This window comes from Bartonella sp. AP36NXGY (genome assembly GCF_042195865.1).
Taxonomy (GTDB): domain Bacteria; phylum Pseudomonadota; class Alphaproteobacteria; order Rhizobiales; family Rhizobiaceae; genus Bartonella.
Map to the genome: position 1 here is coordinate 1 of NZ_JBHIPD010000016.1, position 14877 is coordinate 14877.

Sequence of the window (14877 nt, forward strand, 5' to 3'; positions counted from 1 at the left end):
AACGCACCCAAGCCCATTTCGCGGCGCCGACCATGAATGGTATAACGATAAAGCCATTGAGCACCACCATCTTTACGTTTGTGAAGAAGCAAGCCGGCACCATCATTATATTTGCCAGCTCCCAATGTTGCGACAGCCCTTGCATTAAGATGATTCATAAGAACCATTTTTACTCCTTTCTTGTACAATTTTTACCCACACATCAACCCCGCTTGTGATGTGCAAGCAAGTGGTTTTGATTAATACAACATAAACAGGTTTGGAATGATAAAATCCTACAGTATTAGTTTTTTCATTCAATATGAAAAAAACTAAGTTATCATTATAAATCAAAGTGATGTGGCGTGATGAAGATGCTTATGCAAAGAATCTAAAAGTTTTTTTGCGAGTGTTTGAATAATTTCTTTGTTTTTCTGAATTTTAGATACAAAATACTATTGCTAAAGTACTAAAAGTAGATCATGCTGGTAAATAGATGAAACTTTGATGGCGCTTGGTTTTAAAAAAGGCAATATTTGATTTCACTGTTTGCGCTGGTATTGATTTTGCAATAACAGATAATAGTTTATTGTATGCAGAATACTGTTATTTAGATTTTGGTAAAAGAAATTTATAAAGAATATTATCATTAACAGTTATGCGAAACTTTAATGAAAATGAATCCAACTTTAATACACATAATTTTAGTGTGATTTAGTTTACAAATTCTTATTGAATGCAAAATTAAAAGTTTAAGAAGCCTTATTTGCAAAAATTCTTTATTTTTTTGTGAGTGTGTCATTTTTGCTACAGATCTTTCAGAAAAGATGCTCTATATGAATTTCATTTTGGATATTTGGAGAGATTTTATGAATACAAAACGTTTAATAACAGCGTCTATTTTTTCTTTAATTTCAGCGTCTACAGCACTAGCTGCTGATGTTATGATGCCTCATCAGCCAGCATCATCGACTACTTCTACCATTGTTGCACCTACTTTTTCATGGACAGGTCTTTATTTAGGTGTCCAAGCTGGTGGTTTTTCGAGCAAAGCTGATATGGCTCTTGTTGGTCAAGAAAAGAGTTTACCACTGGATAAAGAGTTTTCTCCTAAACTTTCAGGTTTTGTAGGTGGTTTTTATGCAGGTTCTAATATTGATCTCGGTGATAACTTTATTTTTGGCATCGATACGGATTTAATGATATCTGGAAAAAAACACACAAAGACCATTACCATAGGTGCGGCTGATAACACTACAGTAGAAAATGCAGTCGTAAGATCCCGCAGATCAGTACAAACACAAACGCCTCCAGTCCCTCGAGCAGTAACATCAGAAGGAACACAAGGATCCGCTTCAGAAAAATCTGTTGGAACGCAATCCAGTCAAGCACCAGCTCAACCAGTAACTACAGTTCAATCGTCACGAGCAGGAGAAGCACAATCAAATCAATCAGCAACAACTGGAAAGTCTAGCGATGTTAGTGCAACAGCAGGAAAAACAGTGACGTCGGAAAGAACATCAGGAGTTCCAACACCATCATCAAAAACGCCATCTGAATCGTCGGTAACACAACCAGTCTCCCCTAAAACAGTGCAAGCGGTATCGTCCTCATTGGGAAGATCAGATACAGGAGGGGCATCGTTAGGTGAAGTAGGTAGATCACAGCCAGCTGCACTTAAACCGACATCCCTTACAACAGGAGTAGGAACATCAGCATCGCGATCAGCTGTAGTAGATCAGTCATCAGGCGTAAGGGCAAATGGAGCTAATGCGCCTGTAAATACTGTATTAGTAGTGCCTGCACAAGTACAACCTGCACCAGTAAAACCTACTGCAACCGCACCAGCAGTACAGCCAGCAGCAAAAGCACCTACATCGGTACAACCATCAGCAGTAGAAAGAACAGTACCGAGTTCATCACTTGTACTCGCGAGATCAGGATCATCCAATGGTTCAGAAACAAAAGTTTCTAATGGAATAAGCGGAGCCCAACAGGGAGGTCATCATAGTTCTTCCCATAGTAGTGGAAATGCTAATGCACATGGTGCACCTCATGCAGGTGGGCATAGCTCTGGTGCTCATCCGAATGGTACTAATCCACATGCTTCTCGTTCTCATGGTGGACAGAATATGTCTGGACACGGTGCACAAAGTACACAAGCGGTGGATAAGAACGCTTCCAGTGTATATGGTATAGAACAAATAAAAAAGATGGCTTCTGAACTTGGTCTTGATCAAGAGGATGCAGTTGAAACTTTAAGTCATACTTTCAAACAAAATTGGGGTGGTGCTACACGGGTACGTATTGGTTTTGCTGCTGATCGCTTTATGCCTTATCTTGCTGGTGGTATTGCTTATGGGCAATTCCAAGACACTGTATCAATATCTGTTAAGGATGAGGATGGAAGAGTCGTTTCTTCTAAGAACTTAGCTGATGAAACAAAAACCATGATTGGTTACACACTTGGTGGTGGCGTTGATTTCTCGCTTCTAGATAATGTGATTGTACGTGCAGAATATCGTTACTCTGATTTTGGTAAAAAGAAATTTGCAAAGGAAAAACTTGAAGTTAACTACAAAACCAATGATTTCCGTGTTGGTGTAGCTTATAAATTCTAATTTTTTAAAGAGTAAATTTCTAAGAGGCTCCACTGTCAGTGGAGCCTTTATTTTTTTTTAAGATCACTTTTTGGTTTCTTTTCTTGTGAATTTCATGATAAAGCCCATAGAGTGTGATGATATATTTTCCTGATCGCTGCTTAATACGAATGATAAGCTCGGCTTTCCCTATAGATAAAAACCAGAGTTGCAGGGTTCAGGGAAGTTATGCAAAAATGAAATCGTAAAAGTGGACAGGGATATTTCACAATGGCTGTGAAAAATGAAACAATAGATTATTCAAAAACTCTTTATCTCCCACAGACAAATTTTCCTATGCGTGCAGGGCTTCCGCAAAAAGAGCTTGAATTGATGGCGCGTTGGGAAAATATGGGGCTTTATGCGCAATTGCGTCAACAAGCAAAAGATCGTCCATTTTATATTCTTCATGATGGTCCGCCTTATGCAAATGGTCATATTCATATCGGGCATGCTTTAAATAAAGTTCTAAAGGATGTGGTTGTTCGTTCATTCCAAATGCGCGGTTTTAATGCAAATTATGTACCTGGTTGGGATTGCCATGGGCTTCCAATTGAATGGAAAATTGAAGAAAAATATCGAGCACAAGGAAAAAATAAGGATGAGGTACCTCTTAACGAGTTTCGTCAAGAATGCCGTGAATTTGCACAGCATTGGGTAACTATTCAAAGTGAAGAATTTAAACGCCTTGGTGTTGTGGGAGATTTTAACACGCCTTATACTACAATGGCTTTTCATGCAGAAGCACGCATTGCCAGTGAATTGATAAAATTTGCTATGTCAGATCAGATTTATCGTGGTTCCAAGCCAGTGATGTGGTCTGTTGTGGAACGTACGGCTTTGGCAGAGGCTGAGATTGAATATCATGATCATGAATCAGAGGTGCTTTGGGTTAAGTTTCCTGTTTTTGAAGCAAATTCTGATGATTTATATGGTGCTCATGTCGTCATTTGGACAACAACACCGTGGACGATTCCAAGCAATCGTGCAGTGAGTTATTCTTCGCAAATTTCTTATAGTATTTACGAAGTTGAAAGTGCTGAAAATGATTTTGGTCCTCAAGTGGGAGAAAAGCTTCTCTTTGCAGACGCTTTAGCGATGAGTTGTGGAGAAAAAGCCAAACTTGTTTTGAAGCATTTGCGTGTTATTTCTTCTGAAGAGTTGAAAGCTCTTGTTCTTTCTCATCCACTCAAAGGTTTAGCTGGAGGGTATAATTATAAAATTCCATTGCTTGATGGTTCGCACGTAACAGAGAGTGCTGGTACAGGTTTTGTCCATACAGCACCAAGCCATGGGCGTGAGGACTTTGAAATTTGGAATGATTATAAGTCCTTACTGGAGCAAGCGGGGATTGATTCATCTATACCGTTTCCTGTTGATGATGCAGGGTTCTATACGAAAGATGTTCCAGGTTTAGGACCAGATCGTGAAGGAGGACCTGCACGTGTTATTGATGATAATGGAAAAATGGGTGATGCCAATAAAGAGGTCATTAATGCTTTAATTAAAGCAGATCGATTGTTTGCACGGGGGCGTTTAAAGCATTCCTATCCCCATAGTTGGCGTTCAAAAAAACCCGTTATTTTTCGCAATACACCGCAATGGTTTATTTCAATGGATAAAGATTTTGGGGATGGTTCAACTTTACGTAGTCGGGCTTTGGAAGCTGTTTCAAAAACGCGTTTTGTGCCATCTTCTGGACAAAACCGCCTAGCTTCTATGATAGAAGATCGTCCTGATTGGGTTCTTTCTCGTCAGCGTTCTTGGGGTGTTCCTATTTGTATTTTTGCAAATGAGGATGGTGTTATTCTAAAAGATGAAGGTGTGAACGAGCGTATTTTACGGGCTTTTGAAGCAGAAGGGGCAGATGCATGGTTTGCTGAAGGAGCACGTGAACGTTTTTTAGGTGAGCGTGCACATGAGCCTTGGGTACAGGTTTATGATATTTTGGATGTTTGGTTTGATTCTGGAGCCAGCCATAGCTTTGTGTTAGAAGATCGGGCTGATTTGAAATGGCCTGCTGATGTTTATTTTGAAGGTTCAGATCAGCATCGCGGATGGTTCCAATCTTCTCTTTTGGAAAGCTGTGGTACGCGTGCTTGTTCTCCCTATAAGTCCGTGATCACACACGGTTTTACTTTGGATGAGAATGGTAAGAAAATGTCTAAATCTTTAGGCAATACGGTTGTTCCGCAAGAAATCATTAAAACATCTGGAGCTGATATTTTTCGTCTCTGGGTTATGACAGCCGATTATTGGGAAGATCAGCGTTTAGGCAAAAAAATACTTCAAACAAATGTGGATTCATATCGTAAACTACGCAATGCAATTCGTTGGATGCTAGGAACTTTAGCACATGATGATGGAGAAGAAGTATCTTATGGTGCACTGCCGGATCTTGAAAAATTTATATTGCATAGGCTTTTTGAACTTGATCAGTTGATTAATCGCGCTTACGATGAATTTGATTTTAAAAAGATTATGCGTGCATTATTGGATTTTTCAATCATTGAGTTATCGGCATTTTATTTTGATATCCGCAAGGATTCTCTTTATTGTGATGCGCCTTCATCAAAAAAACGCAAGGCCTCCTTGCAGGTTGTCCGTGAGATTTTTGAGCGTATGGTCACATGGCTTGCTCCAATGTTACCTTTTACTATGGAAGAAGCTTGGTTAGAGCGTTATCCAGGAAGCCAATCGGTGCATTTGGAACAATTTCGCTCTGTACCAGAAGAATGGCAAAACCAATCTTTGGCTGAGCGTTGGAAAAAAATTCGGCAGGTCCGTAAAGTTGTGACAGGTGCTTTAGAGCTTGAACGTGCTAATAAGCGTATTGGATCCTCTTTGGAAGCTGCGCCTATTGTTTTTATTTCCAATCTGGTTTTACGAGAGGCATTAGAAAATGTGGATATGGCGGAGATCTGTATTACCAGTGCGCTCACAATTACGCAGGACACGATACCTTCTGATGCTTTTACTTTGAATGATGTTGAAGGTGTTGGTGTATATCCAGAGAAGGCATTAGGAAAAAAATGTGCTCGATCATGGCGTTATACACAAGATGTTGGAAGTGATCCAGCTTATCCGGATGTATCTGCTCGTGATGCAGCTGCTTTGCGGGAATTGCAGATTCTTGGCAAGATTTAAAGTTTTAGATCAAAGGAAAGAAATGCAAGTAAATTTCTCATATTGATGAATATAGTTTTTTGTGGTACGAAAAAAATTCCGTTGTTTTATCTGCAGGGGGGAAATTTGTGTATGGACCGTTCTCTCATAAATAACGGGAATATTAATCAGCCATACACCTAGGAAATGGAATAGGCAGTGAGAAAACGTGAAATAAAAATATTTCCAATAGGAATTTTAGGGATGTGCTTTGTTTTAACGGGATGCAATTTATCCGCTCCTACCTATGGTACCAATAAACCAGTTTCAATACAGTTTTTTGAAGATGTTGCTAATATCACTTCATTAACACCAACAAATAACAGCAGCCAGATTGTTATGAAACCTCATCCAAAACTTGTAATACCAAGCCCTAGTTCACGCAGATTTTTGCCGGTACCACAACAAGATAGATCTGTCAATGAAATGGCAGCATCGAAGAAGCATCAAGGAAATACTCCTTTTCCTCACAAAGGATCGTCAGTTAATGGCGTTGGTTCAGAAAATCCTTCACAGTTGAATGCGAAGCAACGACAGGAATATTTACGTCGTCAGAGAGCACAAGTTGGAAGTTCAAAATACCGTCGCTATCTCACTGAACCACCTTTAAGTTATCGCCAACCGGCAAAAACCGCACCTATTGGTCGATAGGGAAAAGACAAAACATTTAAAGTAAAGTATTTTTCCAATTACTTATGATACCAAGCTCTCATTCGCGCGCAGTTATAATGCTGCTGTAGGAGGGGGGTATTCTCATGAAATAGCAATATGACAACAGCATCGAGAGATTCCTTATGCGTTTCCTTAACACGAAACATTTCTCAAGCTCATTTTACAACATTGCTCATGTGGCTAGTATAACGTAAAATCTATTGTGCTCCAATACTTTATGCTTAGGAAGGAGAAAGTGGATACCATCATTTTATTTTACAGACTCCAATGTTGCGATAATTTTTGCATTTGAGAGCTTTCATAAGAGACATTTTTAGTCTTTTCTAAAACGTTCTTTATCCAGACGATAATTCCGCTTATGATGTGCAAGAAAGTGATTTTTACTGTTTCAATGTAATTTGAAATGAGAGCATATCTACGATATTTTGGACTTTATATTTTATATACAAAATAATGAATTATTCTTTTGAATGAATGTACCATCTAATAGAAACAATATGCAGAATTAAAAGAGAGAAAAAATGCTTCGAAATAGCTTTTGCTATATATATATATATATAGCAGAAGAATTAACAGTCTTTTTTGAGAAGTAGGATAGTTTTTAAAGAGTGAAAGTTATGGAAGAAGAATTATTTTTAGTATCGCTTTTGTACAAAAAAGTCTTTAAGTAATTGAGCTGCTTCTTTTTCCTTGAAACCAGAATAAATCTCAGGTTTGTGATGGCAGGTTGGTTGCTGATAAAAACGTGGGCCATTTTCTATAGCACCTCCTTTGGGATCATTTGTTGCATAATAGAGACGTCGTATGCGTGCAAATGAAATGGCAGCGGCACACATAGCACAAGGTTCAAGTGTTACATAAAGATCGCAATCAGGAAGCCTTTCGTTTTGCAATGTTTCGCAAGCCATACGGATTGCGCGTATTTCTGCGTGTCCTGTAGGGTCATATGCAGATTTTATAAAGTTACCAGCGCGTGCAATGATAGCTTTTCCACGTGTAATGACAGCACCTACGGGAACTTCATCTTTTTTTGCAGCCTCTTGCGCTTCTAAAAGGGCTATTTCCATGGGCGTCAAAGTCATAATATTCTTTCTACTGAAGGTATAGAAAATCTAAAGGTTATCTCGATAAGGAATGCTATGGAATGAATAATTTATTACGCTTTTATAATGAAAAGAATACCTCTATTTTTTAAAGAGTTTAAAACAAACTTGCAAGTCGACAGATACATTATTGTCGTTAAAGGATAGAAAATGATAAATGATTATGCTACTTCCTTTTTCAGGATAAGCGGTATGGTGCATGTGAATAATTTTCTGAACATACTTGCAAAGATTGGTTTGAAACGCAAATGAATGAAAATAATGAGAGTGAACGAATTGCTAAAAGGTTAGCGCGTGCTGGTATTGCTTCGCGTCGAGATGCAGAAATGATGATTGTTGCAGGTCGTATTTCTGTGAATGGTAAAGTCGTGACAACGCCTGCTTTTAATGTTAGCCGCTCTGATGTTATTAAAGTTGATGGCAAACCTTTACCTCCTATAGAACGAACGCGTTTATGGCTTTACCATAAGCCAGCAGGTCTTGTCACCACGAACCGTGATCCTGAAGGCAGACCTACAGTCTTTAGTAATTTACCAAAAGGAATGCCGCGTGTTCTTTCTGTTGGAAGGCTTGACATTAACACGGAAGGGCTTTTGCTTTTAACCAATGATGGTGGCTTAGCGCGTGTATTAGAGCTTCCTGTAACGGGGTGGGTCCGCAAATATCGTGTCCGTGCTCATGGAAGAGTCAAGCAGAGCGCGTTGGATAACCTTAAAAATGGTATTGCGATTAATGGTATTTTTTATGGTTCGATTGAAGCATCAATTGAACGCGAACAAGGGTCGAATGTATGGCTTTCTGTCGCTTTGCGAGAAGGAAAAAATCGTGAAATAAAGAATGTTTTAGGGGCATTGGGATTATCAGTTAATCGATTAATACGTGTATCTTATGGTCCATTTCATCTCTCTGATTTAGAAGAAGGAGCCGTGCAAGAGTTAAAAGGGCGGATGTTACGAGATCAGTTGGGGGAGCGTTTAATTATGCAAGCCAATGCAGATTTTGATGCTCCTATTCTTAAGCCATTTTCAAATTCTGCAGTTGTTGCAGAAAAGCAAAGTCAGAAAGATCTTTCTGTTGCAAATGATGGTTGGGTTTTCTCAAGTGAAAGGGCGATACGACGCCGACCAAGAGATGGTTCTGTTGAACATAGTCGCGCACGATTAAGTACAAAGTCTCATGAGAATGTAAAGAAGGAGAAAAGTGAAGAAGGAAAAGCAGAGCGTTTTCTACCGCGTTCTCGCCGTGCTAATGTTTGGATGGCTCCTGGTGCACGTCCGCAAAGTGCACGTAGAAAGCCTTCCTATAGTGAGGAGAAATCGCATGATCATAAGAGCGATTTGGATGGTAGAAAGTCCTTTCATCGAGGCAAGGAAAAACTAAAAGAAAATCCGTCATACAAAGAGAAGAGGGAAAGTTTTGTTCAAAAACATGGCAAAATATCTTATGACGAGACGCATCCCTTTGGTAAGAAAGATCGCTTTTTAAAGGATAAAGAGAAAATGATAAAAGGTGGTCATGATGAGCATTCTTTTGAGAGAAAGAAAAAGGTAAAATCGTTTGGTGGTGCTATGAAAAAATCTAAACCACATAGGGACGGTGCAAAAACTTCGAAGCGATTTGGAGGTCCACGTGCGGATCATAGGCGGTAAATTTGCTGGGCGTGTTTTGTTTTCGCCTGTTAATCAGTCGATTCGCCCAACGAGTGATCGTACACGTGAAAGCCTTTTTAATATTCTTTCTAGCCGTGAAGAAGAGTTTTGGACCAATAAACGCATTCTTGATCTTTTTGCTGGTACTGGTGCTTTAGGCATCGAAGCACTTTCGCGTGGAGCAAAGGCGGCTGTTTTTGTTGAAAACTCGGTTGAGGGGCGTGGGTTGCTTCAAAAAAATATAGAAGCCTTTGAATTACAGTCGATAGGACGGATTTTGCGTCGTGATGCGACCAAACTTGGCAATATTGGCACAATGCTGCCATTTGATGTTATCTGCGCTGATCCTCCCTATAGCCGTTGTTTAGGTGAACGTGCTTTTGTAGAAGCTTTGCGAGGAGGGTGGGCAAAAGCTGATACACTCTTCATACTTGAAGAAAAGAAAGATACAATGATTTATTTACCTGACGTCTTTTATCTAGACGATGAGCGTTTTTATGGTGAGACAGCAATACGTCTCTATAAATTACGATCGCTTACATCTTGAGAAAGTTCTTGTTTTTATCCGATAGGATGAAAAAATGCTTTTTCACAGTTTTCTTCATTTTATATGGTTTTTAAAAGGTTAAGCAGAAAATCAATAAAAGATTCTAATGTTAAAGGAATTGATGAATTTTTATTAGCTTTAATACAGAAGGATGTTTTTTCTCCAATAGGATATATATTCCTCGATAATAGTTATGATCTTTTTTATCTAATTTCTTTCTGCCATACCTTAATCATCACATTTCATCAGCAGTTGAAAGCTTTAAGCTATGCAGTCTGCATTGATATCTTATATGATGCGTAACTTCTATTTTTGCTATTGTCTAAACTTAAAAAAGATATTTTGTTTAGTATTGAAAATATTGTTCATTTATCCTGAATACTTGTGTGTTTAGTTTAGTAATATCGCTTGTTGAGTTAGTCATTACATATTAAGTAAATCTGAGAGTATTAAGTATCTTATCGTTGTGCAGCTTTAAGGATACTTTTTTATATTATTCTTTATCACTAAAGATAAGTAATTTGTAAAAAAGGGGAGATTATCGTGTTTAATTGGATATATAGTGAAGAGATTAGTACAGAAGCAAGTGCTGAGCAAATTTGGGCTATATGGGAAGATGTGGCATCATGGCCTTGCTGGGATAGTGAACTTGAGTGGGTAGAACTTTCTGGTCCTTTCAAAGAAGGCGCTATAGGACGCATGAAACCTAAAAAGGGACCTACAGTAACTTTTACACTTGATAAAGTTATAAAAAATGTTTGTTTTTCTGATTATGCTAAACTTCCTTTTACACGTATGAGTTTTAATCATGAATATATTTGTTCAACAAAATCGGGTTCTTCAAATAACAAAATTCGTCATACTGTAACCATGTCTGGTTTATTTTCTCCTTTCTTTGGAATGATTATTGGGTCAAAAATTAAGTTACATCTTCGCGATGCAATGATTGAAATGAGCAGACGTGCTCTTACTGAAAACAAAAGCATCTCGTAAGGGGGGCATTTATAAAGAAGTTAATACCTTAAAAAAGGTGCAGAAATCTTAGCCTTGTTAGAATGAAATCAGTTATGAGTATATAGCAAATTGATGAGCTATGATTTGGTTTTAGTTAGCTGTTGAAATCGTGTCAAATCATCTGAGAAAATTAATTTTGCACCAAAGATCTTATAAAAGCCATTGAATTTTATTCAATATATAAAAGCTTATAAGGCGCGCATTTTTACTGAAAATAAAGAAAGTTGTAGAAGCTTATTTCTGCTCTTGTGAATCTGTAGGTTGATATTGTCATGATATTTGCCAGTTTCTAATGTTGCGATAGTTTTTGATTTGAGAGCATTCATAAAAGACATTTTGACTCCTTCTTAAATAGTTTTTATTCATAGGCCCCTTACTGATGATATGCTCGCAAATAGTTGTGATTGATTCAACATGAATAGGTTCGAAACGGAGAAAATTTAATGATATTTGATTCTTTTATGCAAATTACAAAATGATCAATTATGATTATAAATCAAAGTGTTTTTTTGTTTACAAGATTGCCATCTTATTATGAGAGAGTTTATAGAAGCAAAGAAGTATACACAAATATAAGGCATTTTCTTGATTCTTGCTTGGAAATTAAAGAATGCTATAGGAATGAAGGAAGTTATTTGACTATCCAGAGGACATAAGGCTTGTTACTTAAGTCATTTTATACTTTTCGAATTTTTGAGGATTTTGGCTTAAATTCAAATGTTATTGTTAGGCCTTTTGTTAATTGCCAAATTTTCGGTTGATTTGATTGTCAGTACAGATTGGATTATCTAAAATGATAAGGGCCCATGAGAAATCTTGAAACTAAAGAGATTTTACGGCATATTACGTTTTTTCATAAAGAAGCTAAAAGGGAAATGATTTAATGCATTAAAAGAAAAAGAATGCATGAATGTGCATAATCTTATGAATCAATACACAAGAGTTATATTCTGATTTGTATAAATTTGTCAGAATGCTTATCAATGTAAATAATAAAATATTTTAGGGAGTCTATAATGACTGACAAAAACCAGATTGAGAAAGCTGTTTCGCTGGTTGAAGCAGCAAAGCGTTCTGGGGCAAATGCTGCTGATGCTGTTATTGTTCATGCTCATTCTACCAGTGTATCAGTTCGTTTTGGGAAAGTCGAATCGACAGAAGCAGCAGAGAGCAATGATTTTACTCTAAGGGTTTTTGTTGGAAAAAAAGTAGCAAGTGTTTCTGCTAATTTAGGATCTTATCCGCAAGAACTTGCGGAACGTGCTGTTGCGATGGCTAAAGCTTCTCCCGATAGTTTATTTGAAGGTTTGGCAGATAAAGAGTGTTTGGTTAAGTATCCTAAAGATCTTGATCTTTTTGATGATTTTGTACCCAGCAGTCATTTTTTAACAGAAGATGCTTTAAAAACGGAGGCAGCAGCTCTTGATGTTAAAGGTGTAAGCAATTCTGGTGGCGCTGCAACAGCTTATGGCCGTAGTGGGTTTATTCTTGTGACCAGCGATGGTTTTTGTGGAGCCTATCGCTCAAGTTGTTTTTCACGTTCTTGTAGTGCTCTTGCAGGTGAAGGAACACAGATGGAGCGGGATTATGATTATACAACAGCCTTACATTTTTCTGATTTAGAGGCAGCAGAAACTGTGGGAAAGAATGCAGGGCTTGGTGCTGTTCGACGTTTGGGTGCAGTTCGTGCGGCGACTGGGAGCGTTGATGTTATTTTTAATCCGCGTACGGCTCGTGGAATTGCAGGGCATATCGCATCTATGGTCAATGGAGCCTCTGTGGCTCGAAAAACGAGTCTTTTACAGAATTTCCTAGGCAAGGAAGTGATGAAGCCTAATGTTAATGTAACCGATCAACCTTTGCGATTACGTGGAAATGCTTCTCATCCTTTTGATGGAGAAGGGGTAGAGGGGCAAACACTCAATATTATTGAAAATGGTATTTTAAAAAATTGGCTTCTTTCATCATCTACAGCACGTGAATTGGGACTTAAAACAAATGGACACGGTATGCGTTCGGCATCATTAGTGCAGCCGACCAGTACAAATTTTGCTATTGAACCGGGTTTAGTATCACCTTGCGATATGATAAAAGATTTGCGAAATGGATTTTATGTGACCGAATTATTCGGTCATGGCATTGATTTTATTACTGGTCAGTATAGTCGTGGGGCTTCCGGTTTTTGGATTGAAAATGGTGAAATTGCTTATCCGGTGAGTGAAGTAACGCTAGGTTCTGATTTGCTTCATATGTTAGCACATTTAACACCTGCCAATGATATTGATCGGCGTTATAGTACAGCTGCTCCAACATTGTTAATTGAAGGGATGACACTTGCAGGAAAATAACACGCATCATTCTTCTGATTTAAATCTTTTGCGTGACGTTTGTCGAGAGGCAGGAGATTTAGCAATGCGGTATTTTGGATGCACGTTGGATGTCTGGATTAAAGAAGGTAATTCCCCGGTTAGTGAAGCAGATTTTGCTGTTGATCATTTCTTGAAAGAGAGGCTTCTTGGAGCTCGTCCAAATTATGGATGGATTTCAGAAGAAACAAAAGATAATCGAGAAAAACAAGATTATTATGAGCGCTCTTTTGTTGTTGATCCTATTGATGGAACGCGTGGTTTTCTTTCTGGCAATCCTTATTGGTGTATTTCGGTTGCCATTATTGAGAATGGGCGTCCTATTGTGGGCGTTCTACAATGTCCGGCTCAAGGAGATGTTTATACAGCTGTAACAGGTGGAGGGGCAACATTAAATGGGATAAAACTTCCTCGTTTAGCCTTTGAGGTTCATCGAAAATATAAAATTTCACTTGATAAATCGCTCGCACAAAAATTACCAGATGATTTTCTCAATCAAGTCAGTCTTTACCATTATCTTCCTTCTCTTGCTTATCGTATTGTTCTTGTTGCTCAAGATGAAATTGATATCGTATTAGTTCGTCCAAATTGTCATGAATGGGATATTGCCGCTGCTGATCTTATTTTGCAGGAGTGTGGAGGGTGTTTTTTATCGCTTGATGCCCCTTTACTATCTTATGGAATTGAACCTTACCAGTATGGACTTTTAATTGCTGGTAAAAATAATTGCTGTCAAGATATGATAGATGTTGTTCGTCAAACAAAGTTAGTTTAATCACGTAAAAGCGCGCTAAGATAATCTAAATGATATGGAGGCACATATGACTGAAACCAAAGAAAAAAAACAATATTTACATCTTGTATTTGGTGGGGAATTAAAAAATCTTAACAGTAATCAATTTAAGAATCCTGATGAGTTAGATGTGGTTGGTATTTTCTCAGATTATCAATCCGCTCAAGAAGCATGGCAGGCAAAAGCACAAAGCAGTGTAGATAATGCATTACAACGTTATTACATTGTAGATTTGCATCAGTTTCTTGATGCTGAGTTAGGCGATGCAGAATAAAGCTTGAATATTTGGTCATTATAACCTGTAGATTGCTTCATGCTTTTGTTTAGTCGTCCTTTTCATAGGTACGTTCTTCGGGTAAAATAGAATGCCGTAAAAAAGAATATGCTTGTTGTTTAAAATTCATATGTTTTTTTAAGAAACATCTCCCAAAGCACCCAAGCCCATTTCATAATAGCGTCCGTGCAAGGTATAAAATCCATTATTGCACCACCATCTTTACGCTTAATAAAAATGCAAGACAGTTTCTATCAACCTATTTACAACAGCAATATTATCATGACAGCTATCACTCGAAGTTTATGATTATATTGTGAATAGTCACTCTGCTTTTGAATGGGGTATGAGACACTAATGCGTTAAGATTAATAAAAAGAGTAGCATTATTAATGATAGCAATTATTACTCTGTTGAGATTATTAGCACTCGTTACTTATCTATTGGAATTTTTTCAACGAGTTATTACTATAAGCTTAGAAACCATGAAAGTCGTTAGAAACTTTACCAAAATTAGAAACTTAGAGAAACTGAATAGATTTATGAAGTTAACTTACCTCATAAGGATTTCTTGAGTACTCATTTAAAACTACAATCTATAAGTTAATCATTTTGTGTTGATTATATACAATCTTAAAAGGAATAATATATCATTGCGACCTCCTGAAAAGAGAGG

Annotated in this window: 12 protein-coding genes; 9 read left to right on the forward strand and 3 right to left on the reverse strand. The window is 37.8% G+C overall.

Going from position 1 to position 14877, the window contains the following annotated elements:
* The coding region (locus tag ACFINX_RS07245) for an Arm DNA-binding domain-containing protein (protein WP_375668560.1) at window positions 1–167 on the reverse strand (167 nt) is incomplete at its 3' end.
* A gap of 681 nt (window positions 168–848) precedes the next feature.
* On the opposite strand from ACFINX_RS07245, the gene ACFINX_RS07250 reads away from it, so the two are divergent.
* The 3 genes from ACFINX_RS07250 (at window position 849) to ACFINX_RS07260 (ending at window position 6434) form a co-directional block, all read left to right on the forward strand.
* Window positions 849–2600: an outer membrane beta-barrel protein gene (locus ACFINX_RS07250; RefSeq protein WP_375668555.1), complete on the forward strand. Its 1752-nt coding sequence runs from the start codon at window positions 849–851 to the stop codon at window positions 2598–2600.
* Window positions 2601–2849: 249 nt separating this feature from the next.
* A complete protein-coding gene (gene ileS / locus ACFINX_RS07255) occupies window positions 2850–5765 on the forward strand; it encodes an isoleucine--tRNA ligase (protein WP_375629739.1) in 2916 nt (971 codons plus the stop codon).
* Between the two features lie 177 nt (window positions 5766–5942).
* Window positions 5943–6434, forward strand: a complete 492-nt coding sequence (locus ACFINX_RS07260) for a hypothetical protein (protein ID WP_375612104.1) — start codon at window positions 5943–5945, stop codon at window positions 6432–6434.
* Window positions 6435–7090: 656 nt separating this feature from the next.
* Here the strand turns inward: ACFINX_RS07260 and ACFINX_RS07265 are convergent.
* On the reverse strand, window positions 7091–7537 hold the full coding sequence (locus ACFINX_RS07265; protein ID WP_273790416.1) for a nucleoside deaminase: 447 nt from the start codon (window positions 7535–7537) through the stop codon (window positions 7091–7093).
* A gap of 269 nt (window positions 7538–7806) precedes the next feature.
* Here ACFINX_RS07265 and ACFINX_RS07270 point away from each other — a divergent pair, with 269 nt between their 5' ends.
* The 3 genes from ACFINX_RS07270 to ACFINX_RS07280 all read left to right on the forward strand — a co-directional run bounded on the left by ACFINX_RS07270 (window position 7807) and on the right by ACFINX_RS07280 (window position 10747).
* Window positions 7807–9207, forward strand: a complete 1401-nt coding sequence (locus ACFINX_RS07270; RefSeq protein WP_375612105.1) for a pseudouridine synthase — start codon at window positions 7807–7809, stop codon at window positions 9205–9207.
* Complete coding sequence (rsmD, locus tag ACFINX_RS07275) at window positions 9188–9754, forward strand: 16S rRNA (guanine(966)-N(2))-methyltransferase RsmD (protein ID WP_375612106.1); 567 nt, start codon at window positions 9188–9190, stop codon at window positions 9752–9754. Before ACFINX_RS07270 ends, rsmD begins: the two co-directional genes overlap by 20 nt.
* A gap of 543 nt (window positions 9755–10297) precedes the next feature.
* Window positions 10298–10747: a hypothetical protein gene (locus ACFINX_RS07280; RefSeq protein ID WP_375660143.1), complete on the forward strand. Its 450-nt coding sequence runs from the start codon at window positions 10298–10300 to the stop codon at window positions 10745–10747.
* 209 nt (window positions 10748–10956) lie between these two features.
* Here the strand turns inward: ACFINX_RS07280 and ACFINX_RS07285 are convergent, their stop codons facing one another.
* Window positions 10957–11103: a hypothetical protein gene (locus ACFINX_RS07285; RefSeq protein WP_273790420.1), complete on the reverse strand. Its 147-nt coding sequence runs from the start codon at window positions 11101–11103 to the stop codon at window positions 10957–10959.
* 681 nt (window positions 11104–11784) lie between these two features.
* Between ACFINX_RS07285 and ACFINX_RS07290 the strand changes: the two genes are divergently transcribed.
* The 3 genes from ACFINX_RS07290 to ACFINX_RS07300 are packed head-to-tail and all read left to right on the forward strand — an operon-like array spanning window position 11785 to window position 14201.
* Window positions 11785–13116 (forward strand): TldD/PmbA family protein, encoded by a 1332-nt coding sequence (locus ACFINX_RS07290; protein ID WP_375668556.1) that lies wholly within the window; start codon window positions 11785–11787, stop codon window positions 13114–13116.
* Window positions 13103–13909: a 3'(2'),5'-bisphosphate nucleotidase CysQ gene (locus tag ACFINX_RS07295; protein WP_375612376.1), complete on the forward strand. Its 807-nt coding sequence runs from the start codon at window positions 13103–13105 to the stop codon at window positions 13907–13909. Before ACFINX_RS07290 ends, ACFINX_RS07295 begins: the two co-directional genes overlap by 14 nt.
* Window positions 13910–13955: 46 nt before the next feature.
* Complete coding sequence (locus ACFINX_RS07300; protein WP_375612377.1) at window positions 13956–14201, forward strand: DUF4170 domain-containing protein; 246 nt, start codon at window positions 13956–13958, stop codon at window positions 14199–14201.
* The last annotated feature ends 676 nt before the right edge of the window (window positions 14202–14877 follow it).